Source organism: Acidovorax sp. sif1233 (assembly GCF_019218755.1).
Classification (GTDB): Bacteria; Pseudomonadota; Gammaproteobacteria; order Burkholderiales; family Burkholderiaceae_C; genus Acidovorax.
The window spans coordinates 52,270-73,686 of sequence record NZ_JAHUWZ010000006.1; the positions used below are offsets into that span (position 1 = coordinate 52,270).

General features: G+C 69.6%; 19 protein-coding genes. 7 read left to right on the forward strand and 12 right to left on the reverse strand.

The features are described from left to right. Positions 1 to 2: 2 nt before the first annotated feature. From KW843_RS19215 to KW843_RS19230, 4 genes are all read right to left on the reverse strand, one after another. On the reverse strand, positions 3 to 554 hold the full coding sequence (locus tag KW843_RS19215; RefSeq protein ID WP_218296773.1) for an RNA polymerase sigma factor: 552 nt from the start codon (positions 552 to 554) through the stop codon (positions 3 to 5). Between the two features lie 122 nt (positions 555 to 676). Continuing rightward, complete coding sequence (locus KW843_RS19220) at positions 677 to 880, reverse strand: DUF2892 domain-containing protein (RefSeq protein ID WP_218296774.1); 204 nt, start codon at positions 878 to 880, stop codon at positions 677 to 679. A gap of 126 nt (positions 881 to 1,006) precedes the next feature. Then, positions 1,007 to 1,990 carry a thiamine-phosphate kinase gene (gene thiL, locus KW843_RS19225; protein ID WP_218296775.1) on the reverse strand — a complete coding sequence of 328 codons (984 nt, stop codon included), beginning with the start codon at positions 1,988 to 1,990 and terminating at the stop codon, positions 1,007 to 1,009. 109 nt (positions 1,991 to 2,099) lie between these two features. Continuing rightward, positions 2,100 to 2,996 carry a LysR family transcriptional regulator gene (locus KW843_RS19230; RefSeq protein ID WP_218296776.1) on the reverse strand — a complete coding sequence of 299 codons (897 nt, stop codon included), beginning with the start codon at positions 2,994 to 2,996 and terminating at the stop codon, positions 2,100 to 2,102. A gap of 338 nt (positions 2,997 to 3,334) precedes the next feature. On the opposite strand from KW843_RS19230, the gene KW843_RS19235 reads away from it, so the two are divergent. Next, positions 3,335 to 3,736 carry a tautomerase family protein gene (locus KW843_RS19235; protein ID WP_218296777.1) on the forward strand — a complete coding sequence of 134 codons (402 nt, stop codon included), beginning with the start codon at positions 3,335 to 3,337 and terminating at the stop codon, positions 3,734 to 3,736. An 18-nt stretch (positions 3,737 to 3,754) separates the two neighbouring features. Here the strand turns inward: KW843_RS19235 and KW843_RS19240 are convergent, their stop codons facing one another. The 4 genes from KW843_RS19240 to apaG all read right to left on the reverse strand — a co-directional run bounded on the left by KW843_RS19240 (position 3,755) and on the right by apaG (position 8,700). Continuing rightward, the gene (locus tag KW843_RS19240; RefSeq protein WP_218296778.1) at positions 3,755 to 4,879 is read right to left on the reverse strand and encodes a YbdK family carboxylate-amine ligase; all 1,125 of its coding nucleotides are present in this window, start codon (positions 4,877 to 4,879) and stop codon (positions 3,755 to 3,757) included. Continuing rightward, positions 4,876 to 6,132, reverse strand: coding sequence for a cation:proton antiporter (locus tag KW843_RS19245; protein ID WP_218296779.1), 1,257 nt, complete (start codon positions 6,130 to 6,132; stop codon positions 4,876 to 4,878). Before KW843_RS19245 ends, KW843_RS19240 begins: the two co-directional genes overlap by 4 nt. 166 nt (positions 6,133 to 6,298) lie before the next feature. After that, positions 6,299 to 8,296 (reverse strand): site-specific recombinase, encoded by a 1,998-nt coding sequence (locus KW843_RS19250; protein ID WP_218296780.1) that lies wholly within the window; start codon positions 8,294 to 8,296, stop codon positions 6,299 to 6,301. After that, complete coding sequence (apaG, locus tag KW843_RS19255) at positions 8,293 to 8,700, reverse strand: Co2+/Mg2+ efflux protein ApaG (protein WP_218296781.1); 408 nt, start codon at positions 8,698 to 8,700, stop codon at positions 8,293 to 8,295. Before apaG ends, KW843_RS19250 begins: the two co-directional genes overlap by 4 nt. Positions 8,701 to 8,847: 147 nt before the next feature. Between apaG and rpe the strand changes: the two genes are divergently transcribed. Continuing rightward, positions 8,848 to 9,528 carry a ribulose-phosphate 3-epimerase gene (rpe, locus tag KW843_RS19260; protein ID WP_218296782.1) on the forward strand — a complete coding sequence of 227 codons (681 nt, stop codon included), beginning with the start codon at positions 8,848 to 8,850 and terminating at the stop codon, positions 9,526 to 9,528. Between the two features lie 74 nt (positions 9,529 to 9,602). On the opposite strand, the gene KW843_RS19265 is transcribed toward rpe, so the two are convergent. After that, positions 9,603 to 9,986 (reverse strand): hypothetical protein, encoded by a 384-nt coding sequence (locus tag KW843_RS19265; RefSeq protein ID WP_218296783.1) that lies wholly within the window; start codon positions 9,984 to 9,986, stop codon positions 9,603 to 9,605. A gap of 205 nt (positions 9,987 to 10,191) precedes the next feature. Between KW843_RS19265 and KW843_RS19270 the strand changes: the two genes are divergently transcribed. Both KW843_RS19270 and KW843_RS19275 read left to right on the forward strand, forming a co-directional pair. Then, the gene (locus KW843_RS19270; RefSeq protein WP_255591589.1) at positions 10,192 to 11,064 is read left to right on the forward strand and encodes a DUF6502 family protein; all 873 of its coding nucleotides are present in this window, start codon (positions 10,192 to 10,194) and stop codon (positions 11,062 to 11,064) included. Positions 11,065 to 11,456: 392 nt separating this feature from the next. After that, complete coding sequence (locus KW843_RS19275) at positions 11,457 to 12,524, forward strand: DUF5666 domain-containing protein (protein WP_218296784.1); 1,068 nt, start codon at positions 11,457 to 11,459, stop codon at positions 12,522 to 12,524. Between the two features lie 128 nt (positions 12,525 to 12,652). Here the strand turns inward: KW843_RS19275 and KW843_RS19280 are convergent, their stop codons facing one another. Beyond that, positions 12,653 to 14,794, reverse strand: coding sequence for a HAMP domain-containing sensor histidine kinase (locus KW843_RS19280; protein ID WP_218296785.1), 2,142 nt, complete (start codon positions 14,792 to 14,794; stop codon positions 12,653 to 12,655). Between the two features lie 168 nt (positions 14,795 to 14,962). Continuing rightward, entirely contained in the window at positions 14,963 to 15,664 is a 702-nt protein-coding gene (locus tag KW843_RS19285) for a response regulator transcription factor (protein ID WP_218296786.1), read from the reverse strand. Positions 15,665 to 15,893: 229 nt separating this feature from the next. Between KW843_RS19285 and KW843_RS19290 the strand changes: the two genes are divergently transcribed. From KW843_RS19290 to gph, 3 genes are all read left to right on the forward strand, one after another. Continuing rightward, the gene (locus KW843_RS19290) at positions 15,894 to 17,246 is read left to right on the forward strand and encodes an SPFH domain-containing protein (RefSeq protein ID WP_218296787.1); all 1,353 of its coding nucleotides are present in this window, start codon (positions 15,894 to 15,896) and stop codon (positions 17,244 to 17,246) included. Positions 17,247 to 17,299: 53 nt separating this feature from the next. Next, positions 17,300 to 18,766: a hypothetical protein gene (locus KW843_RS19295; RefSeq protein ID WP_218296991.1), complete on the forward strand. Its 1,467-nt coding sequence runs from the start codon at positions 17,300 to 17,302 to the stop codon at positions 18,764 to 18,766. 241 nt (positions 18,767 to 19,007) lie between these two features. Then, complete coding sequence (gph, locus tag KW843_RS19300; protein WP_218296788.1) at positions 19,008 to 19,715, forward strand: phosphoglycolate phosphatase; 708 nt, start codon at positions 19,008 to 19,010, stop codon at positions 19,713 to 19,715. Here the strand turns inward: gph and KW843_RS19305 are convergent, their stop codons facing one another. Beyond that, positions 19,716 to 21,368 (reverse strand): methyl-accepting chemotaxis protein, encoded by a 1,653-nt coding sequence (locus KW843_RS19305; RefSeq protein WP_218296789.1) that lies wholly within the window; start codon positions 21,366 to 21,368, stop codon positions 19,716 to 19,718. Between the last annotated feature and the right edge of the window lie 49 nt (positions 21,369 to 21,417).

Here is a 21,417-nt window from a genome sequence, read left to right on the forward strand (position 1 = left end):
CCTCAAGGCCCCGGGGTGCTGGCGGGCGCGGAAAGGTACTCCCGCACCAGGGTCCGCGCGCGGTGCAGGCGGCTCTTGGCCGCTTCGCGCGTCACGCCCAGGCGCTGGGCCATCTCCTCGATGGTCAGCTCCTCGAAGTCGCGCAGGAGCAGCGCGTCGCGGTAGAGGGGGGGCAGCGAGTCGATGGCCAGGGCCAGGTCGTGGCGCAGTTCGTGGTCGGGCCGGTGCGACCATGCCAGCGTGTCCTCCACCTGCGCCAGGGGCTCGGCCTTGAGCCACGCGAGCATGGGCCGCATGCACAGCCGCTGCACGATGCGCACCACCCAGCCGCCAAACGCCGCCACCTCGCGCAGCGCGCCCACCCGGCGGTAGACGATGATGAGCGCCTCCTGCACCACGTCGTCGGTGGCCGTGGTGGCCGCGCAGTGGCGCAGCGCATAGCGGCGGATGTCGGGGCGGGTCAGGCGCAGCAGCTGCTCCATCGCCACGGCGTCGCCGCTGCGCGCCGCGGGCAGCAGCTGGGCGAGCGTGGGTAGTGGTTGGGTCGGGCTCATCCTCTCAGTTCTCCACGGTGCATTGCGCCACCCGCAGCCCATGAGACCGGCGCGCTGGCTGCGCCTCCCAGCCCGCGCGCAGCGTGAGAGCGCGAAGCGACTCGAGGGGGGAATGTCTCATGTCATTCCACGGGCCTGCGGCCCACCATGGCGCAGGCGGGGCAGTAGCCCAACGCGCCGCTCAGGATGCTGCCGACGCCCGCGGCGGCCAGCGCCAGGCCCAAGGGGGATGCGGCCAGCCACCACAGCCCCGCAGCGATGAGGGCGACGCCCCCCACAACGCGCAGCAGGCTTTCGGGGCGGGTGATGTTCTTGCGGTACAGCATGGGAATTGGTTCCTTGGTCGGTTGAAGGAGGTGCCAGCACAGGGCGCCTCCCCCACCAAGAGCCGCTGGTTTCGCCAAAGGATTCATGGTCCGCGAAAAAAAGTGGCCGCCGGCCGCCGGGGCCAGTCACCGGAAATGGTCGAACGAGGCGTAGCGGTTGTCCATGGGCTGGCCCTGCGCGTCCAGCAGCTGCAGTCCGGGCTCGGCCCGCACGGTGCCGATGCGGGTGACGGGCGTGCCGCTGGCCTGCGACGCGGCGGCCACGGCGTCACGCCGTGCGGGCGGGGCGGTGAAGGCCAGCTCGTAGTCGTCGCCGCCTGCCAGCGTGCATTGGTGGATCAATTCCAAGCCAATTTGGCCGTTGGCGCTTGATGAGTAAGCGCTGTATGCTATCATTTTTGAAGTAGTGTGCGTGTCGATGCGGGCCCCGACGCCCGAGGCCTTGAGGATGTGCGACAGGTCGCCCAGCAGCCCGTCGCTCACATCCATGGCGCTGCTGGCCACCCCGCGCAGGGCCAGGCCCAGGGCCACGCGCGGGGTGGGGCGCTCCAGCCGCTGGCGCGCGCGGGCCAGCACGCCGGCGGGCAGGGGGGCGTGGCCCAGCAGGGCTTCCAGCGCCAGGCGGGCGTCGCCCAGCGTGCCGCTGACATAGATGTCGTCGCCGGCCCGTGCGCCGCTGCGCAGCAGGGCCTGGCCCGGGGGGACCTCGCCAAATACCGTGATGCAGATATTGAGCGGGCCCTGCGTGGTGTCGCCGCCCACCAGCGCACAGCCGTGGGCGTCGGCCAGCGCCAGCAGCCCGCGCGAGAAGCCCGCGAGCCAGGCCTCGTCCACCCGGGGCAACGACAGGGCGAGGGTGAACGCCAGCGGGCGCGCGCCACAGGCCGCCAGGTCCGACAGGTTCACGGCCAGCGCCTTGTGGCCCAGGGCCTCGGGGTCCACGTCCGCAAAGAAGTGGCGGCCCTCCACCAGCATGTCGCTGGAGATGGCCAGCTGCATGCCGGGCGCAGGCGCCAGCAGCGCGCAGTCGTCTCCCACGCCCAGGGCCACGGCGCCGCCGGGGCGCGCGGGGCGGGTGAAGTAGCGGGCGATCAGGTCGAACTCACCCATGGCAGGGCCTTGTGGTCATGGGGTGTGTGCGGTGTGGATGGTGGGCCGGGGAGGGCCAAGAATCAGAAAACATGTGCGGCAGCAAAAAAGAGCGTGGCATGGTGGTGCGCTAGCGCGGGTCAAACCACCGCGCCCAGTGGTCGATGCAGGCCTGGATCTTGGGCAGCCGGTGCCTGCGGGTGAGGGTGATGGCATGGATGGGGCTGGGCTGCAGGTCCACGCAGTCGGCGAGCACGGGCGCCAGCAGGCCCTGGCGTACGAGGGGCTCGGCCACCACCGTGGCCAGGCGCGCAATGCCCAGGCCCTGCAGCGCCATGCGCGCCGTGATGGCGGTGCTGCCCGAGCGCCAGTGGCCCTCGGCCACCAGCACGCGGGGTTCTCCATCGACGAGGAAGGGCCAATGGTTCAGGAAAGCCACCGCGCTGTTGGCGATGAGGCGGTGCGCGTGCAGGTCGTCGGGGTGTTCTGGCGCGCCATGGGCCTGCAGGTAGCCGGGCGTGGCGTACAGGGCGCGTGCCAAGGTGCCCAGCGGGCGCGCCACCACGGTGTCGGTCAGCGGGGGGCCGGTGCGGATGGCGATGTCGATGCCATCGCGCGCCATGTCGGCCATGCGGTCATCCACCAGCAGCTCCACGCGCAGTTGCGGGTGCTGCCGCTGCAGGCTGTCAAAGCTCGGAATCAACAGGTGCTCGGCCACGACCGAGCTGGACGCCACGCGCACCCAGCCACGGGGCTGGCCGCTCTGGTGGGCGAATTCGCCTTCCAGCTCGTCGAGCGTGCCCGTGATGCGGCGGCAGTAGTCCAGGAAGGTCAGTCCCTCGGGTGTGGGCGCGAGGCCATGCGTGGAGCGGTGCAGCAGCCGCGCGCCGCAGGCTTGCTCGATGCGCGACAGGGTGCGCGAGACCTGGCTCACCGGCGCGCCGCGCTCGCGCGCCACCGCCGAGAGCGAGCCCAGGTCGGCCACGCGCACGAACAGGTGCATGTCTTCAAAGCGGATCTCGCGCATGGGGCGATGGTAACGGCGGGGCCTTGCAATCCGCGCAAAACGGTCTTGCGCCGTGGGCCGTTTCCGCCGCGCCCGGGGCTGCCTACAGTGGCTTCAAGCCCTGCAAAACAGCCCTCGAAAGGAACCGCCATGCACCAGCCCATGCACCCCGCTGAGTACCAGAGGCTGCGCGATTGCGCCCGGCGCGACGCGCTGCGGCTGCGCCAGCAGGCCCTTCGTGACGCCCACGCCTGGCTGGCGCGCACTCTGGCGCGCGCGGGCCTTTGGGTTTTGCGCAGCGCCGGGCTGAACACGCCGTCCCCTGCTGCTCCCACCCCGCAAGAAAGGAAGACAACACCATGCCAACCCTCGTTCTGAAACTGGCCCCGCTGCAAAACCCCGAACGCTACCGGCAACTGGCCGGCGCGCTGACGGACCTCACGGTGGACCTGCTGGGCAAGCGCCGCGAGGTGACGGCGGCGGTCATCGACGACCTGCCCGCCGCGCGCTGGCACATCGGCGGTGCGCCGGCCGAACAGCCCACGGCGTTGCTGGAGATCAGCATCACGCAGGGCACGAACACGCAGGAAGAGAAGGCCGCCTTCATCCAGGCGGCGTTCGCGGAGCTGCAGCGCCAGCTGGCCGGGGACGGCGTGCTGGCCCCCGCCAGCTACGTGGTGGTGCGGGAGCTGCCCGCCAGCGACTGGGGCCATGGCGGGCGCACGCAGCGCTCGCGCCAGCTGGCGGTGCTGCCGGCGTGACGGCGGGGCTGCGCAGGATCAGGCCGTGGCGCCGCGAAAGCGCTGCGCCGCCTGGCGGCTGACCTCGGCCAGCAGTTGCTCCTCGCGCTGGCGCTCGCGCAGCCAGCGCGCATCGTTCTGGCCCGCTTCGACCTCGGTGCGCAGCATGTGCATGGCGCTCGATGCGCCTTGCACGGCGGCGTGGCCGGCGATCTTGTCCATGGTCTTGAGGATGTGCTCGCGCAGCGGCATGTGGTCGCCCGTGGCCGGGTCCACGTACACCGCGTCCATGCCGAAGCGGCAGGCCTGGAAGCGGTTGTAGGTGTAGACCAGGTAGTCGTCCTCGGTGGGCATGAAGGGCTGCTCGGCCAGGAACCAGGCGCCCAGCGACTGCACGTAGCCCGCCAGCGCGGCGGCGCGCTCGATGGTGAGCGGGGTGTCGAACACGCGGATCTCGATGGTGCCGAACTCGGGCTTGGGGCGGATGTCCCAGTAGAAGTCCTTCATGCTCTTGACCACGCCGGTGCGGGTCATCTTGTCGAAGTAGGCGGTGAAGTCCTCCCACGTGAGCGCCAGCGGGGCGCGGCCCGAGAGCGGAAACGCGAACACCGAGTTCAGGCGCGCCGAGTCGAACGCCGTGTCCTGTCCCTGCACGTAGGGGCTCGATGCCGACAGCGCGATGAAGTGCGGGATGTAGCGCGACATGCGGTGCAGCATGAGCAGCGCGGCGTTGGCATCGGGGCAGCCGATGTGCACGTGCTGGCCGAAGATGGTGAACTGCTTGGACAGGTAGCCGTACAGCTCCGACAGCTCGCGAAAGCGCGGCTTGTCGTAGATGCGCCGCTCGTGCCATTGCTGAAACGGGTGCGTGCCGCCGCCCACCACGGCGATGTTGAGCTTGTCGGCGCTTTTGACCAGCGCGTCGCGGATGGGCGTGAGCTGGCCCAGCACCTCGCTGCTGGAATGGCAGATGCCCGTGGAGATCTCGATCATGCTGTTCGTCATCTCGGGCACCACGCTGCCGGGCAGCGGGGTTTTCTTCATGAGGCGCAGCATGTCCTCGGCATAGGGGGCCAGGTCGTAGTCGTTGGTGTTGACGAGCTGCAGCTCCAGTTCGACGCCCAGCGTCAGCGGTTCGGAATGGTTGAAGGCTTCAAGACTCACGATGGGGTGTCTCCGTTGTGGCCACGGGTCGTCAGTGGCGCCCAGGGTTTAGAGCTCTCGCCCGCGCGGTAGATGGCCACGGTGGCGATCACGGCGCCCAGCACTTCCATGAGCAGGATGGCGGGCAGCGCCACGCCGGCGATCACATGGCCCGTGGAGGGCGAGGCGAGCACGAACTGCGAGGCAATCAGCAGCGCGATGGACGACATCGGCGTCATGGCGCAGCCCACCCACAGGGCCTGCTTCCAGCTGGCGCCGCTGCCCACGTTGCCCAGGGCGACACCCGTGGCCTTGGCCAGCAGGCGCACGGCGATCAGTGCCAGCACGACGCCCGCCACCGGCGCGCTCCAGTCCGCCTGGGCGGCCACGGTGGACACCAGCACGAACATCAGCATGGTCAGCAGCGAGGACGCATTGCCCAGCTGGCGCGGCCATGCCCAGGGGCGCGGGTTGAGCTGCTTGAGCAGCATGCCGCCCAGCAGCGCCGCCAGCGGCGCCGAACCGCCCATGTGCGCCGCCACGGCGGTGCCCGCCGCCACCAGCGCGAGGAACAGCATCGAGGTGTTCTCGCTCGTGGGGCTCATGAAGCGCAGCGCCATGCGCAAGACCAGCGCCAGCACGGCCGCCACCACGATGGAAACGCCCAGCACCACGATCACCGGGTACACGGTTTCCACCACGGTGAGGCTCTGGCGGTTGATCAGCTCGGCCTTCGCGCTGCCCAGCGTCAGCGCATACAGGGTGGACAGGGTGGTGAGCACGATGGCGCGCTCCGTCACCGGGCCGGCCGCGCGGGTGTCCGCCACCACGCGCGTGAGCACGGCGGGCGATGCCGCCAGGGCCACCAGCGCCAGCGGGCCGGCCACCTGCGGGGGCAGGTTCAGCCACACCAGCACCCAGTACACGGCAAAGTAGGTCAGCACGGATTCGGCAATGCTCTGCACCAGCACCATGGGGTTGTGGCGGAACCAGCGCAGCGGGATGCGGCCACCGCATTCAAAGAGCACCAGGGCGATCCCCAGCTCCAGCAGGAACAGGCCGATACCCTGCAGCGGCCACACGGCGCCGCTGAAGCCTGCGAGCCCGGCGGCGGTGCCCACCAGCGAGTAGCCCAGCACCTTGGGCAGGCCGGTGTGGCGCTGCGTGAGATAGCCCACCATGGCCGCCACCGCGAGCAGCAGCGACCATTGCACCGTGGGCAACCCGGCCGAGGGGCGCAGCCATTGCGCCCAGAAGCTCAGGATTTCATTCATGTTTCGGGACCTCTGCGTCAGACGGGCTGGCCCGTCGGTGTGAAGGAGCGGGCGCACACCGCCTCCGCGGGGGAAGGGGTGCGCCTGGCGTGGCCTGAATTTACAGGCGGAAACAAAACGTCTCTGTAGGACAGGGGCGGCGCTTGGTTCCACCCGCCGCTGCGCCTCAGGGCGCGGTGCGGCGTTCGGGCATGAAAAAACTCAGGGGCGCCGAACGCATGCGCGCGCGGATCGCCGCGTAGATGCGCGACCGGTCCACGCCGCTCACGTTCTGCGCGCGCAGCGCGAGGCTGAAGGCCAGGTAGAAACTGACGGTGACATTCAGCGCGCCCAGCAAGGGAAGCGACGCCACGGCCCACCAGAAGGCGGGCATGTGCAGCACTCCCAGGCCCAGCGCGGCGCTGGCCGCGCCCACCTGGCCTGTGGACAGTGTGACATGGCGCACATCCAGGGCCAGTCCGAAAAACCCTGCAAAGGCCGGGACGAGCCCCAGCATGAAGCCCAGCGAGATGTTGGCCGCGAAGCCCGAGAGGTTCTCGCGCAGGAAACGCGCCCAGCGGGCGGCCCGCTCCGTGCCCAGCATGCGGGTGATGCGCGGGTTGTAGTGCATGGCCGAGTCCAGGCGGTTGAGCACGAACCAGTTCTCGGTCCAGCCCGCGATGATGCTGGAGGCGAACAGCAGCACCCCGGTGAATGCCGCGAAGAGCAGCGACGGGCCCAGCAGGTGCAGGGACTCGAACACATGCGCTGCCTCGCGCTCGCTGATGGCCGGGCTGCCGGTGGCCAGCGCGATCAGCATGGCCAGCCCGAGCACCGCCGGGAACACCACGAACACATTGCCCAGCACGGCGGCCACCTGGGAGCGCACCAGGTGTGTGATCTCGTCCACGAACGACTCGATGGCGTCGCTGGCGCCCAGCTCCTTGAGCTTTGCGGCCATGGCGGGCGCCGTCATCGCGGGCTGCTTGGTCGCCACGGTCAGGTGCAGCAGCTGGATCAGCACGAACGTGACGGCGTAGTTCACGCCCGCCCAGAAGCCGCCCCAGAAGGCCGACAGCGCCAGCGCATAGAGGCCGAACTTGGCCAGCGTGGTGAAGGCCATGACCGCGCCGCCCCCTGCCGCCTTGCGGACCATGGCCCGGTACTCGGCCGCGGTGCGCGTGATGTAGTGTTCGCCGGTTTCCGCGCTGCGCTCGACCACCTTGGCCGCCAGCAGCGAGGAGTTGGACGCCAGCAGGGCGCGCAGGCTGCGCCGTTCCTGGCCCACCATCACCAGGCGCGCCATGAGCCGGGCGGCGGTGACGGACGGCTTGGGCGACAGCAGGCAGTCCAGCAGCTCGCGCACGCGCAGGATGCGCTCGCGCAGTTGCCGCAGGCGGAAGACCAGGCCCACGGAGATGCCGTTGTCCTCGAAATGGGTGTAGACCGTGGCGGCCGCGGCGCGGCAGGCCTCCAGCCGCTCGCGCAGGCGCTGCGCGGCCTCGTTGAGCCGGTCTGGCGTGCGCAGCGCATGCAGCACCTCCACGCGCAGGCTTTCCACGTCGCGGATCAGGGCATGAAAGGGCTGGGCTTCGCGGGCGGATTCGCTCATGCGCAGGCGCAGCTCGGGTGCGAAGCCCGTGGAGAGAATCTGTCCGGCGCAGTAGGTGATGGCATCCAGCAGGGCCCGTTGCCAGCGCGAGGGGCCCGGGTTGCCTTCGGTGCTGGGGGGCGCCAGCAGCGCCACAAGGCGGGTGAGCTGGGCTTCTTCCAGGGCCGACAGCCACTGCGCGTCGAACTCCCCGGGCAGGGCCAGCATGAACAGCTCGGACGCGTCGATGGTTTCAGGGCTGCCCGGCAGCAGCTTGGTGCGCAGGCGTTCGGCCAGCTCGCTGACCAGCGCGGTGCGGGGCGCGAAGCCGAAATCCGCCAGCAGGGTGGTGATGTCCACCTGGTCGACCAGCGTGGCCCACCACGCCTGAAGCCGCAGCTGGATGTCGGGCCGTGCCTGCACCGCATCCAGGAAGAGCTGCACGCGGCCCACGGCGGAGGCCACGGAGTCGCGCTCGCCCCGCACCCAGTCCAGCAGGTGGATGAGCCACAGGTGGCGGTGCGCGAGATCGGCTGCCGGATCCAGCGCCGACAGCAGGCTGGCCAGGTCCGGGGTGGTCTTGCCACGCTTCAATGCAGCACCCGACCGCTCAGCGGCTCACCCGACGGGCCGTGGTTGATCGCTTCCAGCACGAAGAGCGGCACGGGCGTGTTGAAAGGCTCCCCGTCCTCCGCCACGCAGTGGAACGTCCCGTGCATGGTGCCGCTGGCGGTGCGCAGCCGGCATCCGCTGGTGTACTGAAACGATTCACCGGGCTTGAGCAGCGGCTGGTGGCCCACCACGCCCAGGCCCTTGACCTCCTCGGTGTGGCCGCGGGAATCGCTGATGATCCAGTGGCGCGAAATCAGCTGTGCTGGCGCTTCCCCCGCATTGGTGATGGTGATCGTGTAGGCGAAGCTGAACACGCCGGTGTCCGGGGCGGACTGCTCGGGCAGGTATTCGGGGCGCACCTCCACGGCGAACTGGTACTTTGGCATGGGGCGAATGGTAAGCCAATGGTGCAGAAACCCCGCGTGCCCGGGGCCTGAGTGCGCGGCGGCGCCCGGGCGGAGGCACGTCGCGTGCACGCAGCGCAATAGGCGAGGCTTGCCCTGTGGAACCGCTGAACTGCGACAATTGCCCCCATGAGCCGTTCTTTCCGCATCGCCCCCTCCATCCTCTCCGCCGACTTCGCCCGCCTGGGTGAAGAGGTGCGCAATGTCATTGCCGCTGGCGCGGACTGGATCCACTTCGACGTGATGGACAACCATTACGTGCCCAACCTGACCTTCGGCCCCATGGTCTGCCAGGCACTCAAGCCGCATGCCCGGACCGCCGCCGGCGTGCCCGTTCCGGTGGACGTGCACCTGATGATCGAGCCCGTGGATGCGTTGGCCGCCGCGTTCGCCGACGCCGGGGCCGACTACATCAGCTTCCATCCGGACGCTTCGGCCCATGCGCACCGCAGCATCCAGGCCATCCGCGCCAAGGGCGTGAAGCCCGGCCTGGTGTTCAACCCGGCCGCGCCGCTGGATGTGCTCGACTGGGTGATCGACGACATCGATCTGATCCTCATCATGAGCGTGAACCCAGGGTTTGGTGGCCAGAGCTTCATCGACTCGGCGCTGCGCAAGATCGAGGAGGTGCGCCGCCGCATCGATGCCACGGGCAAGGACATCCGCCTCGAGGTGGACGGCGGCATCAAGACGGACAACATCCGCCGTGTGGCGGATGCGGGCGCCGATACGTTCGTGGCGGGCAGCGCCATCTTCGGCAAGCCAGACTACCAGGGCGTGATCGACGCCATGCGCGTGCAGCTGGCCTGACGTCCACGGCGGCTGGCCAGGCCGCGCCGCTGCGGCCTGCCGCGGCACGATTACCAATACGGGACTGCCACTGCCTATTGCGGCACGACGGTGGTCGTGGTGGATTCACGCAGCACCCCGCCACCGGGCACCGAGCCGCTGGCCGGGCTGTTCTGGATGCGGCGCACGCATTCCGTCTGCTCCGCCGCCGTCGGGAACGCCGCGCAGCGCTGCGTGGCGTTGTCCGTGGCGGCGGCGCCCGGGTTGCTCAGCTGCCCCTTGCGGGACGCGTCCAGCGCGTTGTTCGCCTCGCGCAGGCAGGTCGCGAGGCTGTCCTGGGTGTTGTTGGTCATGCACTTCTCGCGCTCCTGCTCGTAGCGCGCACGGGCATCCGGGGGCGGCGTCTGGGCGAGGGCGCCTGCGCAGGCTGCCAACAGGGTCGCCGTCAGGACGGGGGCAAAAAAAGCGGTGCGGGTCATGTAAGGGCTCCTGGCAATCTCGGTAATCACAAACGGGCTGGCTTCAGCGTAGCCCCGAGCGCCTTGCGACCCTGTCAGACACCGCCTCCCGCCTCCGTGCGCCCTCGCGCCTTTTTACGGGGGCATGCATTGCCCGCGAGGGGCTGCGGGCAGGCATGGCAGCCCCCGCGGAATTCGCGGAAAATCGCGGCTATTCCGAACATTCATGCAAGACCGAATTTCCTGGACCCAAGCCGCCCTGGCACGCATCCTGCGGCCAGCGGTGCGTCTGGCCCTGGCGATGGGTCTGAAGCATCCGCAGCTCGAAGAGGTGCTGCGCGACCTCTTGGTCGACGAGGCCAGGAATCTATGGCTCGCGAAGGATGGGGCGAAACCCAATCTCAGCCAGTTGGCCACCACGACTGGGCTCAATCGCAAGGACGTGACAGCCCGGGTGCGCGACACGCGCTCCGTGTTGCCTGCCACCGAGGGTTCTGCGGCGGCGAAGGCCTACACGGCCTGGCTCCAGGTGGTCTCGGAAGACGAATCGCAGCGCACATTGCCCTTGGCGGATTCTGGGAAGGGCCATTCCTTCGAACTGCTGTCCCGGTTCGCTACCCGTGGCAATGTCCACCACCGCACCGTGCTGGAAGAGTTGCTGAGGCTGAACCTGGTCGCTCTGTCGGACGGTGAGGTCCACTTGCTGGGGGACAGCTTTTTGCCCACCGCCAGCGTGCGCGACATGCTCGCCTTCCTGGGAGACAACGTGCGAGACCATCTGCAGGCCGCGGTATCCAACACGCTGGGCCAGCAGCCCCGCATGCTGGAGCGCGCGGTCTATGCCTCCGGCTTGACACTGGAGGACTGCGAGCGCATACATCAGGTCGCACGCCAGCACTGGGAGGCGACCCACCATCTGCTCGTGCGGGAGATGACGGACGCCGTGGAACAGAGCGACGGGCAGGGGGCGGGGCGCATGCGTGTCGGGATCTACGCCTACTACGAGGACGAACGGGATCGGCCCCACGGCATCGAGGCGCCCGTGGTGCCTCTCCAAGGGGCCGGCCAGCCGAGAGCATCTGATCCGTTGAAAGAATAACAGTGAGATATCCCATGAATGTGTTGATTCGGTCAGTCTTGCTGACTCTGTGGCTCGCCTTGGCAGCTTGTGGCGGTGGGTCGCAGGAGGGCACTGCGCCCGCAGGAGTGGGAGGCGGTGGAGTCTCGGGCTCAGGCACTGATGCCGGCACAGGTTCGGGTTCGGGTTCGGGTTCGGGCACTGATGCCGGCACGGGCACAGGCACGGGCACGGGCACGGGCACAGGCACGGGCACGGGCACGGGCACAGGCACAGGCACAGGCACAGGCACAGGCACAGGCACAGGCACAGGCACAGGCACAGGCACAGGCACAGGCACAGGCGATGGGGTGGGAGATGGTGTTGCTGCCGCCCCAGGGGACGCGGGCGGCGTGGGCTCCGGAGGCACGGGGGTGACGGCTTCCGCCGTGGGCATCGGCGTTGCGGACGGTTTTGGCAGCGTGATTGTCAATGGCGTGCGATTTGCCACCGACACTGCGCAGATCACGACAGAGGATTCGGACGCGTTGCGCCTGGGGATGACCGCGTTGATCAGCGGCTCCATTCTGCCAGACCTGGCGACGGGGGTCGCGACCAGCGTGCTTTCGGTCCCCGAGTTCCGGGGGCCGGTCACGGCACTGAACGTGGCCGCGGGCGAATTCGAAATCTGGGGGAACCGGATTGCGGTGGATACAACCACGGTGTACGACGGCCTGGCGGGACTGTCCTCGGTGGCGGTGGGCACCACCTTGCAGATCTATGCGCTGCCAGTGGGGGATGGCCGGTGGCGTGCGAGCCGGGTCGAACGCAAGGACCCGGGCATGCCGTTGATCATGGCGGGTGCCATTGAACAGCTTGATGGTGCTTCCAGGACCTTCCGGCTGGGCGGCCATCTGGTGAGCTACGCGGCCGCGTCTTTCAAGGGCACGTTGCTCGGCACTTCATTGGCCAATGGCATGGTGGTGTACGTGCGGGCCATGGCGCCGCCCGTTGATGGCGTGCTGAACGCTCAACAGATCCGGCGAGGCCACACCTTGCCCACGGCGGGGAGCTTCGCGGCCAACCTGCTGGGCATCGTGTCGAACTTCAGTCATCTGAATGCCGAGTTCTCGCTGTACGGAACGCGGGTGAATGCCGCGTCCGCGCTCATCACGGGCGGGCCCGCCACGGCCATTGGAAATGGCGTCAAGCTCGAAGTCGCCGGAACGATGTCCGGCGGTGTGCTGGTGGCCCAGCGGGCGCGCATTCGCCATGTGCCGGGGACGGGCGGGCCTGCCACCTTTGAGCTGATCGGTGCCATTGGGCAGTATCGGTCCATCCACGACTTCCGTGTGAACGGACAGCCCGTGAATGCCTCCGGTGAGGGCGTGGTGTTCGCCAACGGGACGGCGAAGGGTTTGCGCAATGGCGTTCGCGTGACGGTGCGAGGCCGCCAGGTGGTTTCCGGGGTACTTCAGGCCACCGAAGTTCAATTCGAGTGATGCCCTGGGAGCACCCGGACCGGGTGCTGCGCAGGCATCTCGCAACGCGCTGTGGCGCAGCCGCGGGAACCTGATGCGCGGTGGCCGGTGCAACCCCGCTGCCCCCCGTTGCGCGTGGGGCGAAGGCGTCAGCCCAGGCGCTGAAAGGTCAGGACGAAGGCCACGCCATCGGTCGTATTGCGCGCGTTGACGGTGCCGCCCATCTTGGCCATGTAGGTCTTGGCCACGAACAGGCCCTGGCCCCGGTGCCCGGTCTCGCCCTCGGGCATGGGCAGGCTGGGGTCGGAGACGCCCAGCTCGAAAATGCGCCCCAGCAGATCCTCGTCGATGGTGGCGCCCTGGTTGTGCAGCGTGGCGCTGGCGGTGGATTCGGAGGCCACCAGCGTCAGCGTGATCGCCGTGCCCGCCGGGCGGTAGCGGTCGGCGTTGCGCAGGATGTGGGTCACCACGTCCTCCAGCGCAAACTCGTCCGCACGCACGATGACAGGCCCCGCGCCGCCTTCATAGACCACCTGGTCGATGCCGGCAAAGTGCGCGTTGCCGGCCACATGGCGCAGGAAGGCGTCCAGGTCCAGCCGCCCCTGCGGCACGTCCGCCGCCTGCAAGGCCTCCGCCGGGGATGCAGTGCCATAGAGCACGTGCACCGCCTGCTGCATGCGCTGGATGTAGCGGTGGCCCGGGTCGCTTGCGCCGCCGTGCAGCACCATGAGCGATTGCAAGGGGGACATGATCTCGTGCCCCACGGCATGCCACATGTCGCGCTCCTGCTGGGCGCGCAACTGTTCGCGCTGGATATCGTCCTTCACACGCTGGAGCAGGTCGGCCAGGCCGCCAGCCAGAATGCCCAGTTCGTCCGATCCGCGCAGGTCCGACACGTCCAGGTCGCCCAGGCGCGGGCCGATGTGCCCGTCCTGCACGTTGTACGAAACCGCTGCCGCGCGGCGGGTGAGGGCGGTCACGCGGCGGATGAGGCCCACCTCCACCACCAGCCAGGCCAGCGCGATGGCCGCGAGCATGGCGCCCAGGTACCACGACATGCGGGTGGCCACGGCGGCAAGGCCCTGCTCCACGCCGCGCAGGTTGCCGGTAAAGGTGACGGCATAGTTGCCCGCCGGGGTGTCCAGAATGTCGAGGCCGGCCGGTACCGGCTGCGCCTGATGATCGCCAGCGGCCTGCCACTCCAGCGGCAGCCAGCTGATGAGGCGCAGCAGCCAGGGCGCCGACGGATCTGCCTGCACCTCGGAGCCCTTGAGCGTGATCGCTTCGCTGTCGCTCGTGCCCAGCTTGCGGATCTGTACCTGTTCGCCAGGCAGCAGGGTGCGCGCCACGTCCGCCAGCGATGCGGCGGCCTGGGCTCCGGGGGCGTTGCTGTCGAACAGGGGCGCAGCCGCACCGGGCGCCAGCATTTCCACGCGCACGCGCATGCTGCCCAGATCCTGTGGCGGCCAGACCAGGCGCTGCTTGTCAAACAGCGCTTCGCGGAACAGCTCCACGGGAAGGCGGATGGAGTAGAAGGTGCGGCGCAGGCAATCGGGCGCGGCGCCCGCGAGGTCCCGGCACTGGCCGTTCTGCCAGAGCCAGCCGCGAAAATCCCGCACCGGCCGGGCGCGGGCGTCCAGGGATTCCTCGCCACCGTCCACGAAACCCGTCAGGCGGCCCCGGGTGCTGATCGTGCCCTGGGGGGGCAGTGCTTCAAAGGGCGCGACCCAGCGGGATGTGGCGCCGCGCATGTCCAGCGTGACGCGGGCGCGGTGCACCGCCTGCAGGTCCAGGGCACCACGTTCGCGCGGCACCAGCGCGCCCGCGTAGAAGCTGCCCACCAGATAGATGAAGCCCCCGGCATACGGGTTGTTGCCGATGGCCGCGCAGACCGACGCGCCGTCGGGGTACTGCACCGCGCAGCCCGCCATTTCCACGGCCTGCTGGGCCTTGTTCTGGTCGTCGAAGTCCAGCGCCGCATAGGGCAGCAGCAAGGGTGCGAGCGGTGCCGGGGCCGAACCCCGGCTGCCCGCGTTGAGCAGGGCCAGTTGCCCCGAGGGGTGGCGCAGGCGGGCCATGACCTCGGACTGGCTGCGCGCGAAGCCGTGCCGGTAGCTTTGCCAGCCACGCTCCTTTTCTTCCTTGAGCAGCACCACGCTCAGCGCGACGGTGGCCAGCGCCAGCAGCACAAACACACCGCGCACCAGAATCCGCAGCCGGAAGGCGGGCAGGCCCAGGCGGGGCATTTCCAGCTTGGGGATGTCGAGCGTGGGGCGCAGCAGGCGTTTCATTTCAGGTCCCCCTGCGTGAAAGCACTGCACACGGCGTCTGAACCCGGCGCGGCCCAGGCCAGGGCCGCCGTGCAAGGGCCGCCCCGCCGCACTGGCGGCGTCCCCCTTCCTGAATGGCGCAGCCGTTCGAGAGAAGGGGGAAGCGGCGAAGCCGCTCAGGGGGATGCCTCACTTGCCTACCCAGCGAAAGCCCCGCATGGGCACGTTTTCAATGCCTTCGAAGGCGGGGTCCACCTCGCGCAGGGCTTCGCGGATGGTGCTCACATGCTTGCGCACGTTGTCCCGGTTGCGCCCGCTCTTGACCACCTCGAACAGCTCGTCGTACGACACGACCTCGCCGCTGCGCTGGTGCAGCGTGGCCAGGATGCGCTGGGCCGTCAGCGGCAGGTTGATGCGCTCGCCGCGCCAGGTGGGGGTGCGCTGCCACAGCGGGTCCAGCACCAGCGCATCCGGCGCCGGCGCGGACAAGGACGTGGCGGCGTTCGCCGGGGCCTGCGTGGTGCGCAGGATGTCGAGGAAGGTCTCGATGAAGTCGGCCTCCTCGAACGTGGTCTTTTGCAGGTAGTCCCACGCGTCCAGCGCCTTCATGATGCTGCGGTAGATGGCGGCGGGCATGGCCGACACCACCAGTACCGGCGTGCCCTGGCGGCGCTTGTTGATGGCGTTGATGAGCGCCACGCCCGCATGGCGCTCGCGGCCCAGTTCGATGTCGAGCACCACGGCGTCGTAGTGCTCGCGCGCCAGGGCGGCTTCGGCGTCGTCGCGCGTGAACCACTGGTCGATCACGATGCCGTTTTTCGCACTGGCAATCCAGCCCGCCAGCTGGTTGCTGGTGGGCAGGTCGTCTTCGATCACGGCGATGCGGGTCATGGTGGGCGCGGAGTGGGTGGGGGTGCGTGGATTATCCGGGGCGCCTGGCTTGCCCGGTGTGAAGGTTTCTTCCGGGCCCGGAGGGTTTGCGCGGCGGGCGTGAGGGCTTTGGGGGCTGCGCTGCATTGTTGCTTCCGGGGTGAATCCGAAGAATCAGTCCCCAATGAGCAGACCGGTTGGGCCGCTCAGAAGCAGACAACAAATTCACCACCCAAGAGAGAGAAACACCATGAGAACCGCCTGGAACCGCATCGTGCAAGCCCTGCGTGGCCGCAACGCCGCCGCCCACCCGCTGGACGCCCGTGCCGAAGGGCCGCAAGCTGCGGCACCTGTGGAAGCCGACGCCCCCACGCCAGCACCCGCGGCCGAAGGGCGCATCCACTGGGCCTACCTGCTGCCCACGGCCAGCACGGCGCGCTGGATGGCAGCCGCAGCCGTGGTGGTGGCCGCCGGTGCCCTGGTGGTGCGCCACCCACCGGTGCAGCAACTGGGTCAGGGCGAGCTGGCGGTCCGCATGAACCAGTTCACCGGTTCGGTGAGCCAGTGGCGCGACGGCAGCATGTGGGTGGTGCCGGGCCTGCACAGTGTGCGCATCTTCTCCTTGCGGGACCAGAGCTATCGCCCTGAAGCGATGCGCCAGGCCAACGGCAGCGCACCCCTGCAATCGGTGGAAGGCCTGTCGTTCGGGCTCGACCTGAGCGTGCGCTACGCGCTCGATCCGGCCTCCGACGCCGTCCGGGCCGGCCGCCTGCCCGATGACGTGGACGCCGACATCGTGGCGCCTGCCGTGCAGGGCTTGGTCTACAGGGTGTTTGCCCGCTACACGGTGCGCGAGATTTTCTCGTCCAAGCGCGCCGAAATCGCGCAGACCATTGAAACCGAACTGCGCACCCGCCTGGCCGCCGAAGGCGTGCTGCTGCGCCATGTGCAGATCGGCAAGGTGGACCTGCCCGCCGAATACCGCCGTGGCATGGACAGCCTGCTGGCCGAGGAGCTGGCGTCCGAGAAGATGCGCTACACGCTGGAGCTCAAGGACAAGCGCGTGAAGGAGACCGAGCTCGACGCCAGCGCCGACAAGGTGCGCCGCGAGGTGGCTGCCGAAGCCGCCGCCCGCGAGCAGGTGATCGCCGCCCGCGCCCAGGAAGAGGCCATGAAGCACGTGCTGCCCTTCAAGCAGCGCCAGATCGAGCAGCGCCAGCTGGAGGCCGAGGCCGAGAAGGTCTCGCGCATCAAGGCCGCGGAGGGCAGCGCCCAGGCGCGCCGCATCGAAGCCAATGGCGAGGCCGATGCGCGCCAGAAGCTGGCCGAGGCCGAGGCCTACCGCATGGACCGCATCGGCAAGGTCAACGCCGAGCAGATGGCGCGCGAAGGCGCCCTGGTCACGCGCCACCCGTTGCTGATCCAGAAGACGCTGGCCGACAAGCTGTCGGACAAGATCCAGGTCATCATCGCGCCCCCGCCGACCAATGGCGATTTCATCGGTGCGGCGCTGCTGGGCGGCAACCGCAATGCCCAGGCCGTGGCCGCGCAGGCTGCCGCCGGTGCCGACGACACCGCCACGACCCCCGCCACGGAGCAATGAACATGGACCGCACCACCCTCACGCTCGTCGCGGCCATCGCCTCTGCCGCCGCCATGGTCGCCACCGCCGCCGTGCCCCCCGCGCCCACCAGCACATTCGGCAGCGCCATCGTCGTGCAGGACCAGGCCAGCCTGCGCGCCGCCCCGCGCGACTCGGCCCAGCAGCAGTCCGCCCTGTGGCAGGGCGAGGTGCTTGAAGTGCGCGGCGAGCGCCTCGACTACCTGCAGGTCTGGGACCACAAGCGCGAACGCGGCGGCTTCATCCGCGCCAGCGACGTGCGCCGCGTGGCGCTCGATGAGGCCCAGGGCCCGGCCCTGCTGTCGGTGCTGCGCTTCGTGCGCGACAGCCCGGGCGCCGAGGCGCTGGGCATCGGCATCACGGCCGCCTACCTGCAGGCCGCGCCCGCCAGTGCGCTGGCCGGTGAGCAGGGCGCCCAGGCCTTCGACGCACTGGGCACGCTGGCCGACCGGCTGGCGCGCCGCGCCTCGGCCGCCGTGCCGGGCAAGGCCTCGGGCGCCACGCTGTCGGCCCACCTGGACGTGGCCAACGGCTACGGCGTGCGCTTCACGACCTACGAGGTCGAAGGCCGCATGCAGGTCTGCTACGACGGCGAGGCCTTTCGCCGCGTGCTGGCCATGCCCGTGGCCGATGCCGAGCAGCGCGCCCGCGCCGCCCTGGCCCTCACCCGCCCCGAGTGCGTGAACCCCGACCTGCCGCCGCACGAACGGGCCCGTGTGCAGGCGTGGCAGTCCGAGGTGCTCGAACGCGTGGACGTGGCCGGCCTGCCCTCCTATGTGCGCAACCGCATCCAGATGCGCCGCGCCAGTGTGTGGAGTGCCCTGGCTTTCCAGCAGGCGCGCAAGGATGCCATCGGCCCGGCCGTGGCCGCTGCTGCGGCCCGCGCCCTGGCCGAGTTCTCCGGTGTGAGCAGGAACGACCTGCCCGACGAGGACCAGCCGGCCTACAACGATGCCGCCATGCGCGTGGGCGCCGTGCGCTGGGCCCTGGTGCCCGCCAGCCTGCCGGTGGCCCAGGGCAGCCGCCCGGGCATCGTGACCGAGCCCGGTGCGCCCGGCGAGACCTGCGTGCTGCTGGTCGATGCCCACAGGGGCGTGAAGACCCCGCTGCTGCGCCGCTGCACCTACGGCGTGGTCTGGGCTGCCTCGGCCAGCGTGAACCGCGAGGGCACGGCCGTGGCCCTGGCCGTGCAGCCGCTGGAAGGCTGGCGCGAGCTGTGGGTGATGCGCAAGACCGCCGAGGGCTGGCTGGTCGACGTGCTGCCCCCCGCCGCCACGGCGCCCGAAACCGGCGTGGCCGAGTGGGCTGGCTGGGTGCCCGGCGGCCAGCAGATGCTGGTGGCGCGCGAGGCCCGGGGCCAGGGCCGCTACCGCAAGAGCTTCGAGATCGTGCGCCTGGAAGGCCTGGCCACCGAGCGCGTGACGGGTGACGTGGCCGCGCTGCCCCTGTTCCAGCGCTGGCAGGACCCGGCCTGGAAGCGCCAGACACTGAGCTTGAGATGAGCGCCCCTGAGTCGCTTCGCGCCTTCCCCCTCTCTCAGATTGCTTCGCAATCTGAGCGGGGACGCTCCCAGCGCGGCGGGGCGGCCCTTGCGCGGGAGCACTGGTTTTGGCCGCGCCAGTTTCACGGGGCAATGGCCATGCATGGCGGTCGCGATGTGAGACGAAGATGGGCCCTTTAAAATCCAGGCAGGCCGGGCAAGGTGCCCGGCCTTTCCTCGTCTGCACTGCAAGGTTTTTTCGCATGTCCACATCCTCGCCCCTGTCCGCCCTGTTGTCCCGCGTGGACGCCGCCATCGTGGACCTGGACGGCACCATGGTGGACACGCTCGGGGACTTTGCCGAGGCGCTCAACCGCATGCTGCGCGAACTGGCGCTGCCACCCATCGAGGCACCCTCCATCGAGCGCATGGTGGGCAAAGGCTCGGAGCACCTGCTGCGTTCGGTGCTGGCCCATGTGCTGGCATCCGAGGGCCAGCCGGCCGATGCAGCGCAGGTCGAATCGCTGTACCCCGCGGCCTGGGCCAGCTACCAGAAGCACTACCTGGCCATCAACGGCCAGTATGCGCAGGTGTACCCCGGCGTGGTGGCCGGCCTGCAGGCGCTGCAGGCCGCGGGCCTGCGCCTGGCCTGCCTGACCAACAAGCCCCTGGATTTCGCCGTGCCCTTGCTGAAGGCCAAGGGGCTCGACGGCTACTTTTCGCAGGTGTTCGGTGGCGACAGCTTCGCGCGCAAGAAGCCCGATCCGCTGCCCCTCGTCAAGACCTGCGAGGCCCTGGGCACCGCGCCCGCGCGCACGCTGATGGTCGGCGATTCCAGCAACGATGCGCAGGCCGCGCGCGCCGCCGGCTGCCCCGTGGTGCTGGTGACCTACGGCTACAACCACGGCCAGCCCGCGCGGGCGGTGGATGCCGATGGTTTCGCGGATGCGCTGAGCGCGTTCGCGGGCTGATCAGGCCGCGATACGGCGCTGCGCAGCCGTTGGCAGCACCCGTGCGCTGCCGGCTGTACGGGCCGGTGGTGCCGTGGTGACGAGTGCCGCATGCGCTGGCGCGCCAGCGTCGCTGCCCAGCCGGAACACGGCCACGGCATCGACCAGCTGGCCTGCCTGGGTCTTGAGGCTGTCGGCCGCTGCGGCGCTTTGCTCCACCAGCGCCGCGTTCTGCTGCGTGGCCTGGTCCATCTGCGTGATCGCATCACCCACCTGGGATACGCCCTGGCTCTGCTCGCTGCTGGCCGCGCTGATTTCGCCCATGATGTCCGTCACGCGGCGGATGGCCCCGACCACCTCGGTCATCGTGGCGCCCGCCTTGTCCACCAGCGCGGTGCCCTGTTCCACGCGCTCCACGCTGGTGCCGATCAGGGCCTTGATTTCCTTGGCGGCCTGCGCCGAGCGCCCGGCCAGGCTGCGCACCTCGCCGGCCACCACGGCGAAGCCCCGGCCCTGCTCGCCCGCGCGGGCGGCTTCCACCGCAGCATTCAGCGCCAGGATGTTGGTCTGGAACGCGATGCCGTCGATCACGCTGATGATGTCGGCGATCTTGCGGCTGCTGTCGTTGATGCCCTTCATGGTGTCCACCACCTCGGCCACCACGTCGCCGCCCTGTTGGGCGACGGTGGAGGCGCTCATCGCCAGCTGGTTGGCCTGGCGCGCGTTGTCCGCGTTCTGGCGCACCGTGGAGCCCAGCTGTTCCATCGAGGCGGCCGTCTGCTGCAGCGCCGAGGCCTGCTGCTCGGTGCGGGCCGACAGGTCGTTGTTGCCCGAGGCGATTTCGGCACTGGCGGTGGCCACGCCTTCGGCGCTGTGGCGCACATTGCCCACGATGGTGGCCAGGCGCGATTGCATGGTGGACAGCGCCTGGAGCAGCTGGCCTGTCTCGTCGCCGCCATGGGCTTCGATGGCGTGCGTGAGGTCGCCGCTGGCAATGCTCTCCGCCGCCTGCTTGCCCCGCTGCACGGGCCGGACGATCGAGCGCGTGACCGTCCAGGCCAGCAGGGCCCCCAGCGCCACCGCCACCAGGGTGCCCACGCCCAGAAGTGCCTGGCTGGCCTTGGCAAGGGTACCGGTGTCGGCCTGGCTTTCAGCCAGTTGCGTGGCCATGGCCGTGCGCAGGTCGTCCAGTGACTTCAGGTATTTGTCGGCCAGCGGGCGAAGGTCCTTGTCCACGAGGGCGGGCACGTTCGGCTCGCCGCCCCGGTGCAGTTCGCGGATCTCGGCCTGCTTGTCGTTGTAGGCCGCGCGCGCCGTGGCAATGGCGGCCAGCAGTGCGCGGCCAGGCTCGCCCTGCACCAGCGCCTCGATGCGCTGGACCTTGGCATCCATGCCCTTGGCCGTGGCCTGGGTGTCCGCGGCGAGCTTGTCCATGTAGTCGCGGTCGATGGCCTTGAGGAATGCCTCCGTGCGGACCCAGTTCAGGCGGATGTCGGAGGCCCAGTCTTCCACCAGCATCTGTTGCTCGATCTCCTGCGTGGCGACACGCTCGCTGGCGTTCTGCAGGCTGGCGATGCGCCATATGCCGGTGGCTGCGATGAGGGCGGTGATGAGCAGGATGGCCCCAAAGGAAGCGCCCAGGCGCAGGCCGACGGAAAGGTTGCTGAATTTCATGGTGATGGCGGGCGCAAAAAAGGTGTCTGGGGGTGGGGCTGGGGCTCTG

Bases quoted from the DNA above. Each gene is read 5' to 3' on its own strand.
- KW843_RS19215 (WP_218296773.1), bottom strand. From the start codon at position 554: ATGAGCCCGACCCAACCACTACCCACGCTCGCCCAGCTGCTGCCCGCG.
- KW843_RS19220 (WP_218296774.1), bottom strand. From the start codon at position 880: ATGCTGTACCGCAAGAACATCACCCGCCCCGAAAGCCTGCTGCGCGTT.
- thiL (WP_218296775.1), bottom strand. From the start codon at position 1,990: ATGGGTGAGTTCGACCTGATCGCCCGCTACTTCACCCGCCCCGCGCGC.
- KW843_RS19230 (WP_218296776.1), bottom strand. From the start codon at position 2,996: ATGCGCGAGATCCGCTTTGAAGACATGCACCTGTTCGTGCGCGTGGCC.
- KW843_RS19235 (WP_218296777.1), top strand. From the start codon at position 3,335: ATGCCAACCCTCGTTCTGAAACTGGCCCCGCTGCAAAACCCCGAACGC.
- KW843_RS19245 (WP_218296779.1), bottom strand. From the start codon at position 6,132: ATGAATGAAATCCTGAGCTTCTGGGCGCAATGGCTGCGCCCCTCGGCC.
- apaG (WP_218296781.1), bottom strand. From the start codon at position 8,700: ATGCCAAAGTACCAGTTCGCCGTGGAGGTGCGCCCCGAATACCTGCCC.
- rpe (WP_218296782.1), top strand. From the start codon at position 8,848: ATGAGCCGTTCTTTCCGCATCGCCCCCTCCATCCTCTCCGCCGACTTC.
- KW843_RS19265 (WP_218296783.1), bottom strand. From the start codon at position 9,986: ATGACCCGCACCGCTTTTTTTGCCCCCGTCCTGACGGCGACCCTGTTG.
- KW843_RS19270 (WP_255591589.1), top strand. From the start codon at position 10,192: ATGCAAGACCGAATTTCCTGGACCCAAGCCGCCCTGGCACGCATCCTG.
- KW843_RS19280 (WP_218296785.1), bottom strand. From the start codon at position 14,794: ATGAAACGCCTGCTGCGCCCCACGCTCGACATCCCCAAGCTGGAAATG.
- KW843_RS19285 (WP_218296786.1), bottom strand. From the start codon at position 15,664: ATGACCCGCATCGCCGTGATCGAAGACGACCTGCCCACCAGCAACCAG.
- KW843_RS19290 (WP_218296787.1), top strand. From the start codon at position 15,894: ATGAGAACCGCCTGGAACCGCATCGTGCAAGCCCTGCGTGGCCGCAAC.
- KW843_RS19295 (WP_218296991.1), top strand. From the start codon at position 17,300: ATGGTCGCCACCGCCGCCGTGCCCCCCGCGCCCACCAGCACATTCGGC.
- gph (WP_218296788.1), top strand. From the start codon at position 19,008: ATGTCCACATCCTCGCCCCTGTCCGCCCTGTTGTCCCGCGTGGACGCC.
- KW843_RS19305 (WP_218296789.1), bottom strand. From the start codon at position 21,368: ATGAAATTCAGCAACCTTTCCGTCGGCCTGCGCCTGGGCGCTTCCTTT.